Annotated in this window: 21 protein-coding genes; 16 read left to right on the forward strand and 5 right to left on the reverse strand. The window is 33.8% G+C overall.

The genetic code is table 11. From position 1 onward, the window contains the following. Positions 1–14 precede the first annotated feature (14 nt). Together EG814_RS19490 and EG814_RS21285 are read right to left on the reverse strand one after the other, a co-directional pair. Positions 15–830 carry an alpha/beta fold hydrolase gene (locus EG814_RS19490; RefSeq protein WP_125723551.1) on the reverse strand — a complete coding sequence of 272 codons (816 nt, stop codon included), beginning with the start codon at positions 828–830 and terminating at the stop codon, positions 15–17. A 154-nt stretch (positions 831–984) separates the two neighbouring features. Then, positions 985–1,107 (reverse strand): hypothetical protein, encoded by a 123-nt coding sequence (locus EG814_RS21285; RefSeq protein ID WP_262700916.1) that lies wholly within the window; start codon positions 1,105–1,107, stop codon positions 985–987. 253 nt (positions 1,108–1,360) lie between these two features. Here EG814_RS21285 and EG814_RS19495 point away from each other — a divergent pair, with 253 nt between their 5' ends. The 7 genes from EG814_RS19495 to EG814_RS19525 all read left to right on the forward strand — a co-directional run bounded on the left by EG814_RS19495 (position 1,361) and on the right by EG814_RS19525 (position 8,536). Continuing rightward, on the forward strand, positions 1,361–1,738 hold the full coding sequence (locus EG814_RS19495; RefSeq protein ID WP_164515350.1) for a hypothetical protein: 378 nt from the start codon (positions 1,361–1,363) through the stop codon (positions 1,736–1,738). Positions 1,739–2,041: 303 nt separating this feature from the next. Further along, complete coding sequence (locus EG814_RS19500) at positions 2,042–2,965, forward strand: hypothetical protein (RefSeq protein WP_125723553.1); 924 nt, start codon at positions 2,042–2,044, stop codon at positions 2,963–2,965. Positions 2,966–2,969: 4 nt separating this feature from the next. Continuing rightward, on the forward strand, positions 2,970–4,949 hold the full coding sequence (locus EG814_RS19505) for a TonB-dependent receptor plug domain-containing protein (protein WP_125723554.1): 1,980 nt from the start codon (positions 2,970–2,972) through the stop codon (positions 4,947–4,949). A gap of 194 nt (positions 4,950–5,143) precedes the next feature. Beyond that, positions 5,144–5,515 carry a hypothetical protein gene (locus EG814_RS19510; RefSeq protein ID WP_125723555.1) on the forward strand — a complete coding sequence of 124 codons (372 nt, stop codon included), beginning with the start codon at positions 5,144–5,146 and terminating at the stop codon, positions 5,513–5,515. Between the two features lie 200 nt (positions 5,516–5,715). After that, positions 5,716–6,582 (forward strand): MbnP family protein, encoded by an 867-nt coding sequence (locus EG814_RS19515; protein WP_125723556.1) that lies wholly within the window; start codon positions 5,716–5,718, stop codon positions 6,580–6,582. A 340-nt stretch (positions 6,583–6,922) separates the two neighbouring features. Further along, the gene (locus tag EG814_RS19520; protein ID WP_125723557.1) at positions 6,923–7,942 is read left to right on the forward strand and encodes a cytochrome-c peroxidase; all 1,020 of its coding nucleotides are present in this window, start codon (positions 6,923–6,925) and stop codon (positions 7,940–7,942) included. Between the two features lie 348 nt (positions 7,943–8,290). After that, positions 8,291–8,536, forward strand: coding sequence for a hypothetical protein (locus EG814_RS19525; RefSeq protein ID WP_125723558.1), 246 nt, complete (start codon positions 8,291–8,293; stop codon positions 8,534–8,536). A 59-nt stretch (positions 8,537–8,595) separates the two neighbouring features. Here the strand turns inward: EG814_RS19525 and EG814_RS19530 are convergent, their stop codons facing one another. The 3 genes from EG814_RS19530 to EG814_RS19540 form a co-directional block, all read right to left on the reverse strand. Further along, positions 8,596–8,796 carry a hypothetical protein gene (locus EG814_RS19530; protein ID WP_125723559.1) on the reverse strand — a complete coding sequence of 67 codons (201 nt, stop codon included), beginning with the start codon at positions 8,794–8,796 and terminating at the stop codon, positions 8,596–8,598. A 184-nt stretch (positions 8,797–8,980) separates the two neighbouring features. Then, positions 8,981–10,387 (reverse strand): FAD-dependent oxidoreductase, encoded by a 1,407-nt coding sequence (locus EG814_RS19535; RefSeq protein WP_125723560.1) that lies wholly within the window; start codon positions 10,385–10,387, stop codon positions 8,981–8,983. A 144-nt stretch (positions 10,388–10,531) separates the two neighbouring features. Then, positions 10,532–11,383 carry an alpha/beta fold hydrolase gene (locus EG814_RS19540; protein ID WP_125723561.1) on the reverse strand — a complete coding sequence of 284 codons (852 nt, stop codon included), beginning with the start codon at positions 11,381–11,383 and terminating at the stop codon, positions 10,532–10,534. A 256-nt stretch (positions 11,384–11,639) separates the two neighbouring features. Here EG814_RS19540 and EG814_RS19545 point away from each other — a divergent pair, with 256 nt between their 5' ends. From EG814_RS19545 to EG814_RS19580, 9 genes are all read left to right on the forward strand, one after another. Beyond that, complete coding sequence (locus tag EG814_RS19545; RefSeq protein ID WP_125723562.1) at positions 11,640–11,840, forward strand: hypothetical protein; 201 nt, start codon at positions 11,640–11,642, stop codon at positions 11,838–11,840. A 158-nt stretch (positions 11,841–11,998) separates the two neighbouring features. After that, complete coding sequence (locus EG814_RS19550; RefSeq protein ID WP_125723563.1) at positions 11,999–12,634, forward strand: hypothetical protein; 636 nt, start codon at positions 11,999–12,001, stop codon at positions 12,632–12,634. Between the two features lie 174 nt (positions 12,635–12,808). Next, complete coding sequence (locus EG814_RS19555; protein ID WP_125723564.1) at positions 12,809–13,252, forward strand: hypothetical protein; 444 nt, start codon at positions 12,809–12,811, stop codon at positions 13,250–13,252. Positions 13,253–13,685: 433 nt separating this feature from the next. After that, the gene (locus EG814_RS21290; RefSeq protein ID WP_262700921.1) at positions 13,686–13,814 is read left to right on the forward strand and encodes a hypothetical protein; all 129 of its coding nucleotides are present in this window, start codon (positions 13,686–13,688) and stop codon (positions 13,812–13,814) included. A gap of 78 nt (positions 13,815–13,892) precedes the next feature. After that, positions 13,893–17,069 carry a SusC/RagA family TonB-linked outer membrane protein gene (locus EG814_RS19560; protein WP_125723565.1) on the forward strand — a complete coding sequence of 1,059 codons (3,177 nt, stop codon included), beginning with the start codon at positions 13,893–13,895 and terminating at the stop codon, positions 17,067–17,069. A 6-nt stretch (positions 17,070–17,075) separates the two neighbouring features. Continuing rightward, the gene (locus tag EG814_RS19565) at positions 17,076–18,500 is read left to right on the forward strand and encodes a SusD/RagB family nutrient-binding outer membrane lipoprotein (RefSeq protein ID WP_125723566.1); all 1,425 of its coding nucleotides are present in this window, start codon (positions 17,076–17,078) and stop codon (positions 18,498–18,500) included. A 315-nt stretch (positions 18,501–18,815) separates the two neighbouring features. Continuing rightward, positions 18,816–20,339: a hypothetical protein gene (locus EG814_RS19570; protein WP_125723567.1), complete on the forward strand. Its 1,524-nt coding sequence runs from the start codon at positions 18,816–18,818 to the stop codon at positions 20,337–20,339. 3 nt (positions 20,340–20,342) lie between these two features. After that, positions 20,343–20,834: an SMI1/KNR4 family protein gene (locus EG814_RS19575; protein WP_125723568.1), complete on the forward strand. Its 492-nt coding sequence runs from the start codon at positions 20,343–20,345 to the stop codon at positions 20,832–20,834. Between the two features lie 459 nt (positions 20,835–21,293). Then, positions 21,294–21,848: an REP-associated tyrosine transposase gene (locus EG814_RS19580; protein ID WP_125723569.1), complete on the forward strand. Its 555-nt coding sequence runs from the start codon at positions 21,294–21,296 to the stop codon at positions 21,846–21,848. The last annotated feature ends 77 nt before the right edge of the window (positions 21,849–21,925 follow it).

Genomic DNA, 21,925 nt, shown 5'->3' on the forward strand with positions numbered 1-21,925 from the left:
GCAGTGATTATTGATTATTTTATGAAATCTAAAATATCGTTGTTGATCGTTTCAGCATTAATTGTCGGCATACCGTGAGAGAATCCTGGGTACGAAATCAATTTTCCGTTTTTAAGTAATGCAGCTGATTTTGGTGCTTGATTGTAAGGAACAATTTGGTCGTCTTCTCCATGTAAAACCAAAACGGGAATATCTAAACTCTTTAAATCTTCTCTAAAATCGGTTTCAGAGAATGCTTTAATTCCTTCATAGTGCGATAATACAGAACCCATCATTCCTTGACGCCACCAATTTTGTTTGATCCCTTCTTGAACTTCTTGTCCTTCACGGTTCCATCCGTAGAATGCAATAGGGAAATCGTAGAAAAATTGCGCTCTGTTAGCAGCAGTTCCTTTTCTGATTTCGTCAAAAACTGACAACGGCACACCTTCAGGATTAGATTCGTTTTGAACCATTATTGGCGGTACAGCGCTAATGATAACCGCTTTTGCAACGCGTCCTTTTCCGTATTTTGCAGCGTAACGAATTACTTCACCGCCCCCAGTGGAGTGCCCTACGTGAATCGCATTTTTTAAATCTAAAGCCTCTGCTAATTCAGCGATATCAGATGCGTAAGTTTCCATGTTATTGCCTTCAGAAGCTTGGCTAGAACGTCCATGTCCGCGACGGTCGTGTGCGATAACTCTGTAGCCTTTTTGAAGGAAAAACATCATTTGTGCATCCCAATCGTCACTTGATAAAGGCCATCCGTGGTGAAAAACAATTGGCTGTCCTGTTCCCCAATCTTTGTAATAAATTTGTGTTCCGTCTTTTACTGTAAATGTGCTCATGATTTTTTGATTTTAGGATTAATTTTATATTGAAATATTTGAATAATGTGTAATTATGTTTAAACTTTTAACAGATAAATTATTGTTTACTTATCGTTGTTAGGTTTCTGATGCAAACTTATTACGGAAATAAACTTCTGTCGATTAATCTAGGTTAAGAAGTGATAATCGACTTAAAATTTTTGTTTATCAAAGTCTTTCTATAGAAGTTTGTTTTTTCTTGTGCCCAGTTGATTGCTGGATCTCGACTCGAAAATGACTGTTTTATTGTTTTCATATTTTAGCATTCTTTATATGGTTATTTGAATGCCATAACTATTGCCAATTAGCATGCCTTATTTGCAGTGTCTTTATTTTAAAGGCATTGTTGAAAAACGCGTTAATTTTACTTACGATATTTCGTTAATTTATGAGTAATTCGCTTTTTGCTCCTAAAATTGGATTTGGCTTTTTATTAAATAAAAATGAAGTTTAGTTAAAATAAATACAAAATAGTATGTACTTTTGCCAGCAAACTATTTGAACAAGCATTGAAAAGGTTAATCATTATAGCACTTTCTATTTTAATACTGTCGCCATCTTTTGGCAGCTTGTTCGTTTATGCTTCTTTTAAAATCAATCAGAAAGAAATTGCTCAAACCATTTGCGTTCAGCGTAAACAGGCTTTTAATAGCTGTAATGGCCGATGTGAACTTCAAAAAAGCATTAAAAAATATTCTGATAACGAAAGAAAAATGCAGGACAGCTTAAAAGATAAAATAGAGCTTGTTTATGTGCAAAACACTGCAGAAATTAATCTTAACGTAATTCCAGTTATCGAATCAAAAGATAACGATTCTATTTTGTTCGAAAAGAAACCAATCGGGGCTTCTTCTCTTACTTTTCATCCTCCGCTCTATACTGTTTAGGGATCAACTTTAGCTTTTAAATTCCAAAATTAAATTCCAAATTCCAATTTTGAATTTGAATCTGAATTTCGAATGTTCTATTTGCTTGCTCAGATTTAAAATCTTGGCTTAGTATCGATATGAAGTAAATTATTTTTTGGAACTGATTTTGATCTTCTTTTTGTAAGTGAAGAAAATTGCTTTATGCAATCTTCATTTACGTTGCCATTTCTTGGCTAATTTTAACAGCATTTGGCCTTTTTGCTATTCAAAAAATTATGGCTTAATGTCATATTGTAAACGTTTTTTTATAACATTCATCAAATGAAATCTTTTAATTTTTGGATAATCGCACTGTTATTCGCGGTTACTTCCTGTACAATTGATAAAACAGATTACGAAGCAGAAACGGGTTCTGAAGTTCCTGAAAGCTACGAATTTAAAGAAGCAACTTCGCTTACAAGCGGAAATTATAAAATTAGTATAGAAGCTTTAAACGGAGCATTTTATAAAGGCTACAATGAGCTTCGTCTGAAAATTACTAATACTCAAAACAATCAAGAATTAACGACAGCTTCTGTAACTTTTTTGCCAATATTAAGCAATGCAGACGGAAGCAAAAGTTCCTGTCCGCATGAGTATAATGTTGCTTATGATGCTACAAATAAATACTATAGCGGCTACTCTGTTTTTACAGGAGAAAGCACCACTACAGCGAGCTGGAAATTGTACATTAGCTTTACGGCTGATAATCAGAAATATGAGATCAATAAAGATGTTACTGTCGAAAAACAAAGCAATAAAAACCTCAATATGACTGCTTTTGCAGGAAATGATGGAGAACAATACGTAATTGCATTGGTTTCGCCTCAAAAACCTACCGTTTCAGAAAATGCGCTGGTTGCTGGCATTTACAAGTACAATAAGCCAACAACTCCTGCTGGAACTTTTCCAGATCCGTCGCAGTTTTCTTATTCGGAAGTTGCGGGCTATACATTAAAATTAGATCCGAGAATGCCTGAGCCTTCAATGGGAAATCACTCTTCACCAAATAATAAAGATTTGACTCAGGAAACTGACGGCTTGTATCATGGTGTTGTGAATTATACGATGACCGGAAACTGGACATTGAACTTCATTATGATGAACCAAAACGGTTTGATCGTAAAAGGAACCATAGTTCCGACGGATCATACGCCTGGTGTAGAAGGTGTGAAAAGTGAACTGTATATTGATACTTTATTCTAAAAACATGAAATATATTATAATGCTGCTTTTCTTGGGAATTTCAGTTACAGCTCAAAATCAGCACGCACATCACGATAGCATAAAAAAATTAGAAGAAGTAACGGTAAAAAGTGCCACTAAAAAGAAAATTGAAACCGAGATGAAAATGGCAGTTTCGGTTGATGAATTTTTGTCTTCGTCAGACAATATCAGTTTTATAAAACGTGGTGCTTATGCTTGGGAACCTTTATTGAATAATATGAGTACCGAACGTTCGACAGTTACAATTGACGGAATGCATGTTTTTGGCGCTTGTACCGATAAAATGGATCCGATTACGTCTTATGTGGAAAGCAATAATTTGGCTTCAATTGATATTAAATCAGGTCAGGAGGGAAGTTTGCATGGATCAACCATTGCAGGAAGCATCGATTTAAAAAGAAAAAGCACACAGTTCGGACTTCAAAAAAGATGGAATGGCGCTTACCAAACGGGATTTGAGTTTAATAATAAGCAGTTTTTCAATTTAGGAAATGTCTCTTATTCAGGAACTAAATTTGTTGCTGACGGAAGCATTTCATACCGAACAGCCGATAATTATTCTGATGGAAATAACGACGAAGTAAAACATTCGCAATACAATAAATTCAATACTTCCTTGGGATTGGCGTATAAAACCAGTGAATTGTCTTCGTTAAGATTAGATGCGATTTTTGATATGGCAAAAAATGTGGGATATCCTGCCTTGCCAATGGATTTGTGGCTTTCTCGCGCATTAATTACTTCAGCGGCTTACAAGCAATTGTTTGAAGAAGGATTGGTAAGAGTGGTTGATACCAAAGTGTATTTCAATACTATTGAGCATTATATGGACGATACCACTCGTCCAGAAAACTTGGTTCACATGGATATGCCGGGCTGGAGCACCACTTATGGTTTGGTTTCGAAAGCGAATTTGAAAAAGAATGATTACTCTTCTGAAATTCAGTTAAATGCTTACGATAATCTTTCTATTGCAGAAATGCGCATGTATCCGCAAGATCGAAGCGAAAGAACCATGTTTGCCTATAGCTGGCCTTGGGTTACAACACGTTTTGCGGGACTTTCTATGAATAATTCTTGGGATATTTCAGAAAGAAGTCAGATCAATTTGGGCGGTTCTTTGGGAGTCAATTACAATTATTCTAAATATGTAGAATTCAACTGGATTTTTCATCCAGGCGCGCCTCAAGAAAAAACGAGATTTCTGCCAAGTCTTAATGCGGCTTACAACCTAAATATCGATCAATTTAATTTTTCTGTTGGAACTGGTTACGGCCATAGAGCGCCTTCTGTTTCTGAGGGTTACGGTTATTACATCTATAATAGTTTTGACCGTTACGATTATATCGGAGATCCGAATTTAAAAAATGAAATTTCGTATGAAGGAAATGCAAGTGCTGGGTTTAAAAACGAAAGATTAAGCATTCAAGGAAAAATAAACTATTTCTACATTCAGAATTATATTATTGGTAAAATCTTAAGTCTGGGAAGTCCGATGAATTATCAGTCGGTTGGGGTAAAAGGCTATACATCTTTAGATTACGCCACGCTTTTAAATATGTCTGCCAATGTAAGTTACGATATTTTGGAGCATCTGCATTGGAAAGGAACGCTGACGTATGCGCGCGGAATGGATGATAAAGGAGGAAATCTGCCATTCATCCGTCCGTTAAGTTATCTGACTTCATTGCATTATATGTATAAAAATTTCGGAATCCAGACTTCTGTTAATGGCGATTTCGAACAAATTAATTACAGTCCAGAATATGGAGAAGATTTAACTGGAGCTTATACAATCTGGAATATTTCTGCTGATTATTCTTTTAAAATCAATAAAGTAAAAAGCACGATACAAATTGGAGCTGAGAATTTATTAAATGAATATTACAGCACGTATGCCGATTGGGGAAATATCCCGAGAATGGGACGTAATATTTTCACGTCGTTAAAAGTGAATTTTTAATAGAGGATAGATTATAGAAAATAGAAAATAGAAAATAGAAAATAGGGATTAGAGAATAGAGAATAGAGAATAGAAAAAAACTAGTTTCTAAGACATAGACCTCTGTGGTTTATTACAAGTGAAACGCTTTTTGTAGACTTCAATAAGCTATGTTTCTATGTGTTTAAAAAAATAAGCTCAAAGAGCAAACGAAAATGAAAAAAGTTTTTAGTATCACAATGACGATTTTGTTCCTGCTGGTTTCTTTCCAGCAGGCGCTTATCATTGTGCACTTTAAACTGAATCAGAACGCAATCGAAAAAGAATTTTGTGAAAACAAAGCCAAGCCAGAACTGCAATGTCATGGTAAATGCCATTTAAAGAAAGAACTTCAGGACACAGAACAAAATAACGATCTGGAATTGAGAAGTATCAGTAAACAGATAGATATTGCTTTAATTTCTAATATTGAATTTACTGTTTTAACTCCGAAAGATATAAACGCAAAAAAGGTTTTTCTTTATAAAGAATATGGTCAGACAGAGCCTTGCCTTGAAATTTTTGTACCACCGCCTATTTTAAACTAAAAAATTAAACACATAGAAACATAGATTTTTTTTAGAAAATAGAAAAAAGGAAATGGAAAGAAACTAGTTTCTAACACATAGTTTGCTATGTGAATTTAAATTAGTGAAACGCCTTTAGCAAATTCCAAAAAGCTATGTCTCTATGTGTTTAAAATAATTTCAATGTTTTAAAATACAGTACAAAAATTAAAATCATAAAAATGCAAAATTTAAAAAAATACCTTTTATTAGCTGTTGCCGCTTTGGCATTTGTTTCTTGTTCAAGCGATGATGATACCAAAGCTGCAAACAATGTAACGCTAGAATTCAACAATACGTTTAAAGATAAAACTATTGTTTTAGGAGACGCCACTTCAACATCTGCAACAACAAATACTTCAGCAGCAGGACAGATTCATCATTTTTCTGAGGTGAAATATGTAATCAGTAATATTCGTCTAATAAAAGATGACGGAAGCGAAGTGCCTTATAATGTAAACGATTTGGATAAAGGTGCAACGGTAATTGATCAGGCAAAAGCGGCTTCTTTAAGCTATGTCTTGAGCAATGTTCCGTCTGCAAATTACAAGCAGATTAAATTTGGTTTGGGTATCAAAACAGAGCAAAACACTTTAGATCAGACAAGATTTCCTAAGTTTTACGGAGCAGCTGGAGCTAATGATACCGAAATGATGTGGGAATGGGGAACAGGATATCGTTTTACAAAAGTGGAAGGCTTTTATGATACCGATAATAAAGTAATGTCGATTCATTCTGGAAGCACTGTAGCAGGAAAAGAAGGTGCTTATACTCAAGGTGTAAATGCGTATAGAGATATTATACTAAATCTAACTGCAAATGCAGTTGTGGGAAGCAGCGCTCCGAAAATCAAAATTAAAGCTGATTTTGATAAATTATTGAGCGGAAAAATCAACACAATTACCTTATCAACAGGAACAGGAATGGGTGATAACGCAACTCCAAATATTCATACTGCAGCTCAAATGGTAAAATTTGTAGATAACCTTGGAGGAAACGGAACAAGTGATGTTTCTGGAATGTTTTCTGTGACTAGCGTAGAAAACTAAATTAACGCATTGTGTCAAGATTTCGAATAGGTTTAAAAATAAATTGCCTCCATCTTTAGATGGAGGTGTATGAATTGGCAAAAAAGAGGCTTTAGCCTAAATGTAATAGTTTGGCTAAAGCCTGGATTATTTGCTATTTCTAAATCCCCTAGTTAAAACTAGGGGCTATTGCTATAAACCTTTAATTTATCTTAATCAATATAGTTTCAGCAAATCAAATCAAATTTAATTTGCTGAAATCTTCACAAATCTGCGTGAAACTTTTTGATCTGCAGGTTTAAAAAAATCTATTGTGAGCCGTCTGACTCTCAAAGACGGCTCTATTTTAAATTCATACTAAATGAAAAAAATATTTGGCTTCATAGTAATTGCATCCTTTTTCGCTTCTTGTAACAGCGACGATTCAGATATGATTTCTTATGATAATCCTGAACTTTCATTGCAAATTCCTGCCGATTTTCCAGAAGTAAATCCTTATGTGAGTTTAAATAAACCCACAAAATATGGTACTGAATTAGGAAAAAAACTTTTCTCTGACAAAAGATTAAGCGCAGACAATACAATTTCGTGTTCTAGCTGTCATATTCAGGCGAGTGCTTTTGCCGATCACAATCCAAGGGCTATTGGAATCGAAGGAAGAATCGGACTTAGGAATGCGCCTCCAATTCAAAATCTGATGTTTTTAAAGTTTTTTAATTGGGATGGAAGCAGGCTCCAGTTAGAAAACCAGCCTCTGGTTCCGATTATTACACATGAAGAAATGGATTCTTCTATTTTGGAAGTTATCGGAAAAATTAAAGATGATGCTTCTTACAAGGAGTTATGTAAAAAAGCATTTGGAGATCAGGAAATTACTCCTGATAGAATTTATCAAAGTATAGCTCAGTTTGAGTACACTTTAATTTCTGCGAATAGCAAATATGATAAAGTAAAACGCACAGAAGGCCAGTCGTTTACAGAAAGTGAAGCGGCCGGTTATGCTACTTTTCAGCAGAAATGCGCCAGCTGTCATAGTACCGAATTGTTTACCGATCAAAGTTTCAGAAATATTGGTTTTCCTTTAAATACAGATTCTAATGAAGCAGGACGCGGAAGAGTTACAGGCATTGCTGCCGATTTTATGAGTTTTAGAGTTCCGTCTTTAAGAAATATTGAATACACAGCGCCTTACGGAAGTTTTGGCCAGTTCGCAACTTTAAAATCGGTTTTAGATTATTTTGATAATGGTGTTTTAGAAGCTGATAATTTAGATCCTATTTTTAAGAATAACGGAAACAGAATTCCGCTTACAGAATTGGAAAAAGAAAATCTTATTGCGTTTATGAAAACGCTGAGCGACAAAGAGTTTACTGGGAAATAGGCTGTTTATTGTTTGTTGTTTTGGAATTATCATTCAATGTGGACTTTCGGGAGCTTATACTTGTGTCGGGATTATATACTATAATATTTGAATCCTTTGGATCTTTCAGTTTATAAAAAGCTTTAGGGTTTTGTTAATACATTTTATTTCTTTCGCTTTAGTGAATGAGTTTCGATTTAAAAAGACTTGATTTTATTGGTGTTTTTTATCTTTTTACAATAAAAAGAAAATGTTTATAATGTGTTGATAAATAATGCGTTGCGTATGGTGTTAAAATCTGATTTCGATAGATTAAATGTTTTAAATTTAGTAACTGAATGATAGTTAATTATTTAAAAATGTTTGAATATGGAAAGAGCTATAAAATTACAGGTTCGTAAAGAACTTGATGGAAAACAAGAAGTAAATATAATTAAGCTGAAAGGCAGTTTAATAACTAAAGGCTACACAGAAATTATCCATATTAGTGATAAGGACGATGAATTTTATATTAATTCATTTGCAACCACAACTGCAAGCAATGAAGTAAAAGAATTTATTTTAGATTTTATAAACAAAGAAAATTTAAGCAATACAATTAGCGTTCTAGCTTAACAGCAGAATCGCATAATTGCATTGCTTAATGTATTTTTTGTTAGTTACACTTTGCTAGTTTACACTGCGCTTGTAAAACTTGTGTTTTGATCCAGATAAAGATGATCTTTTGATCTGTCTTCTGGTTTCTCGTCCCAATCTCCCCAATCTCCTACATAAGTTTTACGAAAGATTAATTCGTTATTATCACCAATACAAACCAAAGTTCGGTCTGTACAGGTTTTATTCTTTGGACTGAAATTTATTTGTATATTTTCCATGACGTGATAATTTTTAATTGTTTTATGAGATTGTAAAATTAGAAATTACGTCTGGCACTTTGTTATAAAATAAAATTGAATTGTTGTTTAATTCACATGTATAAGGCTGAAAAATAGTGATATATAAAAAAAGCTAAACATTTTTTTGTCTAGCTTTTTTACTAAAAAATAACTCTGTCCATTTTTATCTCTTGCATCTTCCACGGGGTTCATCACCTTCGCGAAGTATAATTTCAGAATGTAAAAATTGTGCAGCATCGGCTGAGCCTTTTACTTTTTCTGCACTGCGTTCCAACATTTCTGATTCAAATTCTTTTAAGATGCTTTTTCTAAGTCCGTTTTTTCTCCATTGCGATTTTGCATTGCAGCCTTTGGTTATTTTTCTGGCCAATTTTAAAGCATCCAATAAAGCCTGATTGGCACCTTGTCCTTTAAACGGACTCATGGGGTGTGCGGCATCGCCAATTAAAGTAGTATTTTTATTTTTTTCTAATAATTCTGAATTCAGTAATTCGCGATCGTAAACAGGATATCCAGAAATTAAACTTGCTTGTGTAGCTTCCAAAATTTGCGGAATAGGAGCGTGCCATTGTGTTCTGAGAATCGCTTCTTCTTTAAGAGCTTGAGGGCCTTTTGCGCTTAGTTCTTTGGCATCTTCTTCGGACATGGGGAAACTCAATTGCCACATAACAGAATCGGCTGTATAAGGCATAATATAGATGCGTTCATTGCCGTTGGCCGTTTGAAAAACGGTTGCCGAATCTAGCAACGGACTCGAAACATCTGCAAGTGAATTTAATGGACAAATGCCTAAAATCACAATACAGTCTAAATAACGGAGCGGTGTTGCATCTTCGCCGATTATTAGTTTTCGTACAGCGCTTCGAATACCATCTGCGCCAACAACAAGATCGGCTTTAGATTTTTTGATCGCTCCATTTACATCAAAATTTAACTCAACACCATTTTCACATTCCTTAAAATCGATCAATTGATGTCCCCAATTAATCTTTTTATCGCCAAGCTGTTCGAGTAAAGCCAATCGAAGAGACTGTCTTGCAATATGGATATTGGTACGTTTTATAGGTGTTTTTATTTCAGTTTCCAACCATTTTCGGGTTCCCCATTCGCCTAAAACTTTTCCTTCAGTATTATGAACTATGTGTTTTGTCGAAATCACACCATCTAAAGAAGTAATTCCTAAACCTTTCATGGCTTTGCTAGCTTGCTGCAACGTCAATCCGTAACCTTGAGATCTAGCGTCAAAGTCATTGTCTCTTTCGTAAATAGTAAAAGGAATTCCACGATGCAGACACGCAACCGCCAAAGCAACACCGCCAATTCCTGCGCCAATTATGGCAACATGTGGAAAATCGGTATTAATTGCTGCAAAATGATCGGATTGAATTAGTCCAGAACCAGAGCAATTGGTGCATAAATGCAGATGGGCTTTTGGTTTAACAGGAGGAGAATCGGTACTTTTTGTTCTCTCATATTCAGCCAATTCAGTCTTATAAATACGTTGTGCTTTCTTAGTGAGCCCACGATTTATTTTGCCCTGTCCTTGGCATTCCTGACATATAATCCACATATTCTGCTAACTTACTTTAGTATGAAGTTGCAAAGTTACATCAACTATAACATTTAAACTACTGATTTTCAAAACTGAAAGATATTCAATATTCAAAATTTAGAGTTTTGAAAATCAGTTAGTTGTGTTTGCTGGTTTGCTTTTTTAATTTGATTCTATAAAGTTGTCAATATAACGGGCAATCATTTCCGGATATTGGTGTTGCGGTCCATGTCCTGTTTGAGCTATCGTGATAAGTGTTGCGGTTGGCAATTTTTGGTTAAGTTCGAACCAGTTTTCTGGAGGAAAGCAAACTTCATGATTAGCAGAGATTATTAAAATTGGAACATTGGTCTTCATTAATTTTTCTCTAGTATTATAAGGATCGTTTATATAATCGTCATGAGATTTACTGTAATGTTCCCAAAGTTCAGCTCTCACTTTTGGATCTTTATTTTCTCTTTCCTGTATTCTTTTATGACTTTCTACCGCTGCATTTCGGCTTATTTCAGAAGTTGGCTCAAAGAATAATATAGTTTCATGTTCGAGCGTGTAATCTGGAATATAGGCTGTTTTAATAAAAATTTCTTCTAGGTTATGATTTACTTTTCCTGGAGGTTTGGTTCCAATTAAAATGGTGTGCGTAATTCGGTTCGGAAATTCAGTTGTTATTACCTGTGCCGCCCAGCCTCCGAGCGACCATCCGCCTAGTATAAATTTGTCAATTTTTAATGCATCGGCCAGATCAATAGCATCTTTTCCAAAACCTAAAATCGTTTCATGCGGTGTTCCTGTAGAAGAAGCAAGTCCTTTATGATTAAAAGTTATCACTCTGTATTTTTTCGCCAATGAATCCAAAAATGCTGGATCCCAATCGTCGAGATTCCCACGAAATCTGTTGCAAAGAATAATCGGTAATCCGTCGCCAATCGATCTATAAGCTATTTTGTAATCTTGAACAGAGGCAAATTTAGTTTCTGACTGGCTTGCCTTACTTAAAGTTTTTTCTTTTTCCATGTTGCTAAAAATTTATTTGTTATAATTTAAATTAAGTTTTTGTAAACTAATAATATGCCATTGGGGAATTAATGCGGTTAGTGAATGTTTTGTGAAATTTCAGAAAATGAAAACTGCGATATTTAACAAATATTCGAAATACAGTAAATGGAAAGGAAGTGTAGGCAGTTATATTTTATAATTTTTGAAAAGGATTATATAAGCCAGACTATTGTATTTGTTCTAATTTTATTAATCATTTAAAATAGAAGAAATTATGGAAAAGAATAATCAAACCCAGAAAAACCCGAACCCAAAACAGGGCGGGGCAGATCATCGTACTGATACTAGAAAACATCAATATAAAGAGCATGACGAAGTTTTGACCAATGATGAAAATTATGATGCTGACACTAAGAAATTTAAAGGAGAAGCGCCAGAACTTGATGATAAGCTCAATAATGAAGAAAAAAAATAATTCGAAAACGTCTTAAATTAGTTTGAGACGTTTTTTTTATATTTTTTTTAAGAGATAGGTGTGAAGATGTAAAAAGTATGAGTTGATTTTTATAGATTTGTAAAAATCTAATACAACCTCTCAAAATAATAATTGAGATACAATATATAATACAAGGCATGAAATCGATTACTTCAGTTTTTTTTCTTTTAATGTTTGTCTGTTCCAATTCATACTCGCAATTGAGTTCTGAAAAAATATTCGAAAGTTTTAAGCAAGGTGAGCGTACCAATTGTTCTTCTATAGCTTTTATTAAAGCTTCTTTAAACGTATACGGTCTGGACAATCTCTTTGAGAGCGAAAAATTAAACAACAATTCTTATAAGATTACGCTAAAAAATAATGCAACCTTTCATCTGGACAGCAGCGAAGTAAATAAAGCGACTAAATCTGCTGGTTTTGTTTATATAAAAGATAATTGTGATAGCGAAAAAATAAGAGATTATGCTATTCTGACTTATGCTGTGATGGCAAAATACATGCAAATTATAGACAATGAGCCTACTTTTGACAAGGCGTTGGAAGAATTGGAAGAAGGTACAGTCTATACGCCAACCATCTATAAGTATTTAGGATTCAAATTAGGCAAACAGATTCAGAAGTTAAAAAGACAATCTGGAAGCGAATATTGTGGCGTTGTAGCATGGTCAAAAGCGCATGCCGTGTTTGTCTGCGAAGATTTTATGGATTATTATGGCAACAAAAAAAGCATTTGGATAAAGTATCCAGGTCGTTTTAGAATTATTAAGTCTTAAGATAATACGTAGTTTTACTGGCGAAAAATCCTTAATTTCTGAGGATTTGGTGTACTATTTTACTTATCGCAACGTAACAATTATAATTTTATTGTGAAAAAGGAAATATAAAAATTGCGTTTTAACATAATTTATATATTTTTGTTTTATTCAAGAACCAAATCTATTAAGAAAATGAAGAGTAAGATTATTTTATTATGTGTCCTTTTCTTCTTGACAACTGCTGCTGTTTCTGCGCAGGCAAAAAATGCACCAAGAAGTATCATTAGTACAACAGCTTTAATTCGTAAATACCATGATCAAAAAGAATTAAGTGGTATGCAAAAAGGAGAACTTTTAGAATTGTACATTGAGCGTATTAAAGTTTTGGTAAAAACACTTCCTTACATCGCTTTGGTTACTAAACCAGGTGTTACAATGGCAGATTTGGGAATTCCTGATACAGCAGACAATAAAAAAATATTAGACGGACAAGCAGTAGGCACAACTACTTTCTTAGATACTACAGTAGAGTTTCAGAGAAAAATGATGCCTTACTCAGATAAAGGAAATCTTATCGCTGCAATTTTGTTTTATGAAACTACATTGAAATCTTTACACGAATTCAACGAGCTATAATAAATTAGAAAATAAAAAATAGAAACTCCAAGGTCTTATGATCTTGGAGTTTTTTTTTTGTTTTCATCTTTTTAAAATGGATTTTAAAAGATTAAAAGGCTTTTAATTTTTTATTCTTTTACTATAATTCTTATAAAAAAACAAAATCAAATGTACTTTGTAACTATTTTGTTTTTAATTACTTATAATATCTGAAACGTTTTCGTTAACAATTTTTTTGTAGAAAGTTTAATTAAAATTTGGGAAATCATATTTTTAATTTACTTTTGTTCTATCAAATTAGTAGAGTTTAAAAATAACGAAGAAACGCAGTGATTACAATCCACACACTTCCATTTCAAACAAGCAAAACCATTTGGCAATCTGGCCGAATGCGTTGCAGCAGTTAAAATTCCTCTTTTTTATTCATTATAAATTAATACCAAAACCCTAAATGGGTTTAAAATTTTATAGGCCAATTTCAAATAATAGTAATCCAAAAAAAAGTAAAAATGAAAAAACGAATGTGCTGCAGATAAAAGAGAAAACCATTTCTGTAGTAGCAGAAATGGCAGAAGCTTAAAAGAAATAGTCATCTCTAAAGGGAAGCAGGAATATAAAATTATCCTGGGCTTACCTTATTTTAAACTAAAATAAAGTAATGAAAATAAAATTAAAAAGATATGCTTACTTATGTGTGTTCTTAATTTCAATTGGAGTTAAAGCACAAGATAACAATCCGTTAATTCAATCTAAACTAGAAGGAAAAGTAATTGATGCCGTTACAAAAGAGCCTATTATTGGGGCTTCTATCACTATTAAAGGGACTACGCATGGCGTTCAAACAGATTTTGACGGAAAGTTTTTCTTCCAAACGGGACAAAAACTGCCTTACACATTATTAGTAAGTTATCTAGGATATAAAAAAGCTGAAGTTGTGGTGAATGAAAATCCAGTAACGATCAGTCTTACAGAAGAACAAAATCAATTATCAGAAGTTGTAGTTACGGCTTTGGGTATTTCTAAAGAAAAGAAATCTTTAGGGTATAGTACGCAAGCGCTTAAGACTAAAGATATTGCAGAAACAAAAGAAACTAACTTTTTGAACAGTCTTAGCGGAAAACTAGCGGGTGTTCGTATTACCAATTCACAAGGAGATATGGGATCGTCTCGTATTATTATTCGTGGAGAAACCTCTATTGCAGGAAACAATCAGCCATTATTTGTGGTAGATGGAGTTCCGGTAGATAACTCGCAGTTAGGAAGCGTTGGAGGAGCAACTCGTGACTTTAAAAATGCCATTGCCGATTTGAATCCTAATGATATTGAGACCTTAACCGTATTAAAAGGTCCAAATGCTGCCGCGCTTTACGGATCACGTGCTGCACATGGTGTTGTGTTGATTACTACAAAATCTGGAAAAAGCCAAAAAGGATTAGGAATTACGTTGAATTCTGGAATTACGATTTCGCAAGTCGCAACTTTACCAAGTTTTCAAAACTCTTATGGTCAAGGGTCTAACGGAAGATTTAGTTTTGTAGACGGAAAAGGCGGCGGTGTAAATGATGGTGTTGATGAAAGTTGGGGCCCAAGAATGGACGGACGTCTAATTCCGCAATTTTATTCAAATGGAGAGGCTGTACCTTTTGTGGCGCATCCTAATAATGTGAAAGACTTTTTTAATACTGGTATTACTTATGACAACAGTATTTCTGTAGCCAGATCGGATGAAAAATCAGATTTCCGATTAGGTGTAAACAATCAAAAACAATTGGGAACCGTTCCTAATAGTGAAGTGAATAAAACCAACTTTACACTTAATACAAATTACCAAATTTCAAAAGGTATAAAAGTAGGGGTAACGGCAAATTATATTACAACCAATGCTCCAGCTTTGCCAGGAGGTCCTTCAGGAAACCGTGCTGCGGGTGTAATGCTGCAGTTCCTTTGGTTCGGTCGTCAAGTTGATATTAACGAACTTCAGAGAAACAGAGAAGTGAACTGGAACAACAGCTATTATAGCAATCCGTATTGGAATGCCTATTATAATACTACAAGCCAGCAGCGTAACCGTATAATTGGAGACGTTCATTTGGACGCAAAATTGGCTGAAGGACTTAATTTTAAATTCCGTACAGGAGTTGATTATTATAATGACAGAAGAAAATATGAGATCAGATATGGAACAAACGGAACGCCTTTCGGATCGTATGCTGAAGATGCTTACACGGTAAATGAGCAAAATACAGAAGGTATTTTTACGTATACTAAAAAAATAAATGACGATTTTACTGTAGACGCTCTTGCCGGATTTAATATTCGTAATCACAGCGATGCCAACAATTATCAAAAAGCACCACGTTTGGCTGTACCAGATTTGTACACTTTAACCAATTCGCGTGACCCATTAACATCATCAAACAACTTATCAAGATTAAGAGTTTATAGTGCCTATGCTTCTGCGCAATTTGGTTATAAAAACTATGCTTTTTTAAACGTTACAGGGCGTAATGACTGGTCGTCTACATTACCAAGCAACAATCGTTCTTATTTTTATCCTTCTATTAATGGTAGTTTAGTTTTATCTGAAGCTTTCAATTTGAAAAGCAATACGCTTGATTTCTTAAAAATACGTGGAGGATGGTCTGAAGTGGGTAACGATGCCGATCCGTATCAGTTGGCTACGGTTTATAATTTCCAGACGGCATTTGACGGAAATCCAATTCAAACATCATCACAAAGAAAATTGAATGAGAATCTGAAACCAGAAACAACGCGTTCTACCGAAGTTGGTTTAGAAGCTACTTTCTTTAAAAACAGACTTCATTTTGATGTGGCTTATTACAATACAAACAGTTTTGACCAGATTTTGGAGATTAAAACAACCACTTCAAGCGGTTATAACTCTCAGTTAATCAATGCGGGTAAAATAAACAACCGCGGTATAGAAATTCAATTGGACGGAAGCCCTATTCAAACCGAAAACTTTAAATGGAATATTGGAGCAAATTATTCTAAAAACACAAGTAAAGTTGAAATTCTGGATTATGCCAAACAGATTCAAAACTATACCATTGGTACTTCTGGAGGTGTAGATGTATTAGCATCTGTAGGCCAAGCTTATGGGGCGCTATACGGAACTGCTTATTTGCGTGATGCGAGCGGAAACATTGTGGTAGGAGCAAACGGACTTCCTAAAGCAGATCCGACGAAAAGAGTGTTAGGAAATTATACGCCAGATTATTTGGCAGGCGTAACCAATACATTAACCTACAAAAATCTTGAATTATCATTCTTAGTTGATGCAAGCGTAGGTGGAGAAATTTTTTCAGGAACCAACAGAACGGGTACGTATACAGGAGTATTGGCATCAACTCTTCCGGGACGTGGAGCTGAAAATGGAGGTTTAAGTTATTATTTGGACGGAACTACAAAAACATTGGTAAACGGAACTGCGCCATCTGGTGTAACAGTATATGATGATGGTATGATTTTTAATGGAGTATACGAAAACGGATCTCCAAATACAACGGTGTTAAGTGCACAGGAATATTACAAAGCATCTTACAACATCAGCGAAGCATATATTTATAGCTCAACTTTTGTAAAAATGAGAGAAATAAAATTGGCTTACAATTTAAATAAATCATTTGCTAAAAAACTTGGATTAGAGGGGGCTAGTATTACTGCTGTTGGTCGAAACCTGTTTTTTATCTACAAAGACGCACCAAATATTGATCCTGAAACTGCTTTCAATACTGGAAATGCACAAGGTTTGGAAAGTTTATCCTTGCCAACAACCAGAAATTTCAGTCTTAATGTTAATCTTAAATTCTAAAACATCATGTTAAAAAAAATAGCATATATAACTCTCTTTGCCTTAACGTTTAGTTCTTGCAGCGACACGTTGGATGACATTAATAAAAATCCAAATGCAACCGAAACACCTTTAGCGCCTTATTTGTTAACAGGAACGCTAAAACAAGGAGCCGACTTATATTGGGGTTCTACGAATAACTTTGACTCCTCTTTATTATTTGTGCAGCATTGGGCAAAAATCCAATATACAGAGCCAGATAGATTCGATGTTTCCAATGCTTCATTTGTTACTTTATGGAATACAGGTTATGCAACCTTAATTACAGATTTGAATACCATCATCAATTTTCCAGATGCGCAGGCCAATTCAAATTATAAAGGAATTGCGTTAACACTTCGTTCTTGGACATTTTTATTGTTGACAGATGCTTACGGAAATATTCCGTACAAAGAAGCGGGTCAAAGTATAACACCTGCATATAGCACTCAAAAAGAAGTGTATACAGGATTGCTTGAAGATTTGAAAAAAGCTCAGTCTTTATTGGGTACCGCAAATGGAGCAGTAACAGGAGATTTAGTTTATAAAGGAGATATTGCAAAATGGAAACGTTACGTAAACTCGCTTCGTTTGCGTATAGCGTTAAAAATTGCTGACAGAGAACCTGCTTTGGCTAAACAAGCTGCAATTGATGCTACTAGTGATGCCGCAGGAGTTTTAAGCAGCAATAACGATACTTTTAAATTTACATATATCAGTTCACCGCAGCAAAATCCAGCTTCAGCTTGGTTTGAAACTCGTGATGACTACCGTATTTCTAAAACGATGGTTGACAAACTCAAAGAATTTTCAGATCCTCGTTTGCCAGTTTATGCCCAATTGCCATCTGATGCAAGTGTCAGTACCTACGTTGGAGGAGGAAATGGATTATCAAACAGTGATGCGAATAGTCAAGGTTTTGCTAAAACATCAAAACCGGGAACTTATTTCCTCACATCAACATCGCCTGCTGTAATTTATTCGTATTCTGAGGTATTGTTCAATCTTGCAGAAGCAGCTGCGCGTGGTTATATAGGCGGAGATGCGGAACAGCTTTATAAAAATGCTATTACAGCATCATTCAATCAATTTGGGATTAATGACGCGACGGTTATTGCGAATTATTTGAACCAAGCAAGCGTAAAATACGATGCAACAAATTATGCTAAATCTATTGGAACACAAAAATGGATTGCCTTTTTTGGTCAAGGTTTAGATGCTTTTGCAGAATGGAGAAGATTGGATTATCCTGTATTGACAGCTGGTCCAGCAACAGTTTTGGACGGAAAAATACCATCACGCTTTTTCTATCCTGGTACAGAACAGTCTTTAAATGGAACAAGCTATCAGGCTGCTATTACCGATCAAGGAAAAGATTTATTGACAACCAAATTATGGTTTGATGTAAAATAATCAATTTTGTTTTAATGAATATAAAAATGGCGTCAACTGAATAGTTACGCCATTTTATTTTTAAACTAAGCAACGATAGCGCAGATTTGCAATCTGTGCCCACAAAGTAATTCCTTCAATATCTTAAAAAATAAAATTATAGTTTTACACTTTACTTTTTAATTTAGTTCAGCGAGAAATTATGCAGACTTAGAAAATGATTTAGATGTTGTTTTTATTATACTTATTTTGAGGTGCTCAACTTTTGCGTATACTCATCTTTGCGGGCACGGATTGCAAATCCGCGCCATCGGGTATCTAGGATATCTCTCTAAAATGAGATCTTTATGGACTGCAGAATCTGTCGTGGCATCTGATGTTGTTTTAAGCTGGAAAGCAATAAGCGGAGTTGTAAATGCTTTTGAATTTTCAGCCATTAATGCCATAGCTTTAAATAATTATGTAATCCACACTACTAATGATTCCATAACAAAAGAAATTGCTGAAAAAGCAAATACTTATCTTATGTGGGCAACCATTGGATCCCTTTTTGCAAAACCCTACATCCAAACAAAAGTTATTGATTCTGCTTTTGAATTAAATGGTGTAGTAAAACAATTTAATGATGATGGTATTTCTATTTATAACCCTGGGATGACATCCTCCCAAATTTCTGAATTTGATCAAGCTCTTGTTGTCGTGAAAAAAGTAGCTGGTGACAGGGAATTAGGTGTAAACAGTGTAATACATACATTAACAGAACAAGGATCTGAATATGAAAACTTTTTACAAAAATTTAATCAAATAGAAAGCGAAGCAGAAAAATATGCTTTTTACCTCGATTATGGAACATTAAAAGATTCTAAAATAAGACAACTATTAAACGCAAATAACAGTAAAGCTTTTGATAATTGGAGGTTTTTTTATTCCAACAATGTAATTGTTGATAGAAAACATATTGAGATCTTAACTGATCAGACTTACATAAATGATCTATTTCGATATTATAATGAAGGCTCTTTAAGAAAAATTATAGAACCATCAAGTTTTAATGTCAGATTAAAATTTATACGAAAATTTGGAAAATTAGATCCTATTGCGTTTGATAATTTGATACAAACTCCAAACGGTGTTATTTTATTACATGAATCTCCTTCTCTTAGAAGTATGCCCGATCTATTAACTTCTGATGATGTTGTAGAATTTTTGAAAACAGGTCCAACCAAAAATGATATTGGAGTTAGAATTGAAACGCAAAGATTGAATTGGAGTACTTCAATGAAAATGTATCAAGAAAACATTTCATTTAAAGGAATGTCTATTCAAGAACTTTCAGATTTTCATAGTATTTTTAAAGATGATTTTAGATTTGACAAAGAGAAACTTGATACTTACCTTAACAGTAATCGAGCAAGAATTAAAATTAAATGTTATAATAATTCCGAATTAGTTGAACCAACAATTGAAGAGTTTTATATTTCGGGAACTCATGAAACATTTATAAAATTATTCAAAGATATCCCTGATGAGATCGTTGAAAAATTCATTCAAACTTCAAATACAGAAGGTTACGATGCTTTTGCTAAAAATGCCTTTGATTTCCATGGAAGAGCTAGGTCTAACGATACCGAAGTAAAATTTTTATATAATTTTTTTCAAAATCATTTTCATAAAGGTAATAAATTTGTGATTGAAATAGAATCGACATTATACACTTGTACATCTTGCCAAAAATATTTACAGGCAGCACAAAATTATGCAAAGACTGAAGGGAAAATACTAGAAATTCAATTTATTGCCCATCCAAAAGCTGATAATTCAGTAGAAGTATTCAAATTAGTAAAGTCATTAAAAAAGTAAATCATGGACATAAAATTTTTAGAACAATTGAAGAATTATCCCTCTAAATATCCAAATGATATAGATTATCAAGGAACAATTGAACCCATTTCTTTACAAGAAATAGAAACTTTAGAACAATTATATAATAATGGTAATACTTTTCCAAAGGCATTACGCGAATTACTCTTTTTAGCAGGTAACTATTGTTATGTTTTGGATTATGGTTGGAATGAAACAGAGGAAGAAATACAGAATGAATTGCAAATTTCTGCTAGGAAATGGCTAGTAAAATATAATAAAAACATATCCAGGCCTTTCTTTGTCATTGATGTTTATAATGGCCCTGAACAATTTCTATATGTTTATTTAGATGAAGGGAATAACCCTTTTGTTTATCAGGCTTTTCTTCCTGAACAAAATAATATTAAACATTTCGCAAGTTTAAATAAAAGCCTCTCTGAATATATAAACAGCCTTGTTGATATAGTAAAACAAGGATATAATCCATTTTAATTTACTCTGTCTCTTCTGAAAAAAGTTTACACAAAAAATAAAAACAACTCAAAGGCAAAAATCTTTGAGTTGTTTTAAAATCTTCTCTCAAGAAAACCTAAAAACATACTTTAAGCCCCAATCCGGAAACTTAAAATTATAAGTTTCCCCTACCCGCTATTACCTTTATTTTAAGACAATACACAAACCCTATTTCTCTGTTTTACAATTATATCCCGATCGCGCAGATTTGCAATCTGTGCCCGCAAAGTAATTCCTTCAAAAATCTTAAAAAAGAGCGTGTCCTTATTTCTTATTCTACAAGTCTATTCTTGTAGAATGAACTCCGATCGCGCAGATATATCTCCGCAACGATAGCGCAGATTTGCAATCTGTGCCCGCAAAGTATTTCTTGAATATCTTAAAAAATAAAAAGTACAGTTTTACACTTTACTTTTTATTTTTGTAGGAAAAAAGATTGTGTCAACAAAATACAAAGCAACAACAACTGAAGAAGCCTATTTTATAACAATAACCGCTGTAGGTTGGATAGATATCTTTACAAGGCTAAACCAGAAAAACGTTTTAATAAATGCTTTAAAATATTGTCAGGAAAATAAAGGTTTAGAAATTTATGCTTATTGTATTATGAGCAGCCATATTCATCTGCTCTGCAAAGGAACTAATGGTTTTGTGTTATCTGACATTATTAGAGATTTTAAAAAATTTACGTCCAAAAAAATAGTCCAGACCATATTAGACGAACCCGAAAGCAGAAGAGAATGGATGCTGGAATATTTTCAAAAAGCATGTGAACATTTAAAAAAGGATCAGACTTATAAAGTTTGGCAGAATGGTTATCATGCAGAACTTATTTACAGCAGTAAGTTTATAAAGCAAAAAATAGATTATATTCATAATAATCCTGTCAAAGATAAAACTGTAAGCTCAGCTGAAGATTATTATTTTAGTTCGGCAAGGAATTATGCAGACTTAGAAAATGATTTAGATGTTGTTTTATTATATTTATTTTGAAGTTCTAAACTTTTGCGTATGCTCATCTTTGCGGGCACGGATTGCAAATCCGCGCTATCGGGTGATTCAAGAGAATG

This window comes from Flavobacterium ustbae (genome assembly GCF_003946915.1).
GTDB lineage: Bacteria > Bacteroidota > Bacteroidia > Flavobacteriales > Flavobacteriaceae > Flavobacterium > Flavobacterium ustbae.

Bases quoted from the DNA above. Each gene is read 5' to 3' on its own strand.
- EG814_RS19545 (WP_125723562.1), top strand. From the start codon at position 11,640: ATGGAAAAGAATAATCAAACCCAGAAAAACCCGAACCCAAAACAGGGC.
- EG814_RS19530 (WP_125723559.1), bottom strand. From the start codon at position 8,796: ATGGAAAATATACAAATAAATTTCAGTCCAAAGAATAAAACCTGTACA.
- EG814_RS19515 (WP_125723556.1), top strand. From the start codon at position 5,716: ATGCAAAATTTAAAAAAATACCTTTTATTAGCTGTTGCCGCTTTGGCA.
- EG814_RS19540 (WP_125723561.1), bottom strand. From the start codon at position 11,383: ATGGAAAAAGAAAAAACTTTAAGTAAGGCAAGCCAGTCAGAAACTAAA.
- EG814_RS19490 (WP_125723551.1), bottom strand. From the start codon at position 830: ATGAGCACATTTACAGTAAAAGACGGAACACAAATTTATTACAAAGAT.
- EG814_RS19525 (WP_125723558.1), top strand. From the start codon at position 8,291: ATGGAAAGAGCTATAAAATTACAGGTTCGTAAAGAACTTGATGGAAAA.
- EG814_RS21290 (WP_262700921.1), top strand. From the start codon at position 13,686: ATGGGTTTAAAATTTTATAGGCCAATTTCAAATAATAGTAATCCAAAA.
- EG814_RS19555 (WP_125723564.1), top strand. From the start codon at position 12,809: ATGAAGAGTAAGATTATTTTATTATGTGTCCTTTTCTTCTTGACAACT.
- EG814_RS19535 (WP_125723560.1), bottom strand. From the start codon at position 10,387: ATGTGGATTATATGTCAGGAATGCCAAGGACAGGGCAAAATAAATCGT.
- EG814_RS19500 (WP_125723553.1), top strand. From the start codon at position 2,042: ATGAAATCTTTTAATTTTTGGATAATCGCACTGTTATTCGCGGTTACT.
- EG814_RS21285 (WP_262700916.1), bottom strand. From the start codon at position 1,107: ATGAAAACAATAAAACAGTCATTTTCGAGTCGAGATCCAGCAATCAAC.
- EG814_RS19505 (WP_125723554.1), top strand. From the start codon at position 2,970: ATGAAATATATTATAATGCTGCTTTTCTTGGGAATTTCAGTTACAGCT.
- EG814_RS19510 (WP_125723555.1), top strand. From the start codon at position 5,144: ATGAAAAAAGTTTTTAGTATCACAATGACGATTTTGTTCCTGCTGGTT.
- EG814_RS19520 (WP_125723557.1), top strand. From the start codon at position 6,923: ATGAAAAAAATATTTGGCTTCATAGTAATTGCATCCTTTTTCGCTTCT.
- EG814_RS19575 (WP_125723568.1), top strand. From the start codon at position 20,343: ATGGACATAAAATTTTTAGAACAATTGAAGAATTATCCCTCTAAATAT.
- EG814_RS19560 (WP_125723565.1), top strand. From the start codon at position 13,893: ATGAAAATAAAATTAAAAAGATATGCTTACTTATGTGTGTTCTTAATT.
- EG814_RS19550 (WP_125723563.1), top strand. From the start codon at position 11,999: ATGAAATCGATTACTTCAGTTTTTTTTCTTTTAATGTTTGTCTGTTCC.
- EG814_RS19565 (WP_125723566.1), top strand. From the start codon at position 17,076: ATGTTAAAAAAAATAGCATATATAACTCTCTTTGCCTTAACGTTTAGT.
- EG814_RS19570 (WP_125723567.1), top strand. From the start codon at position 18,816: ATGAGATCTTTATGGACTGCAGAATCTGTCGTGGCATCTGATGTTGTT.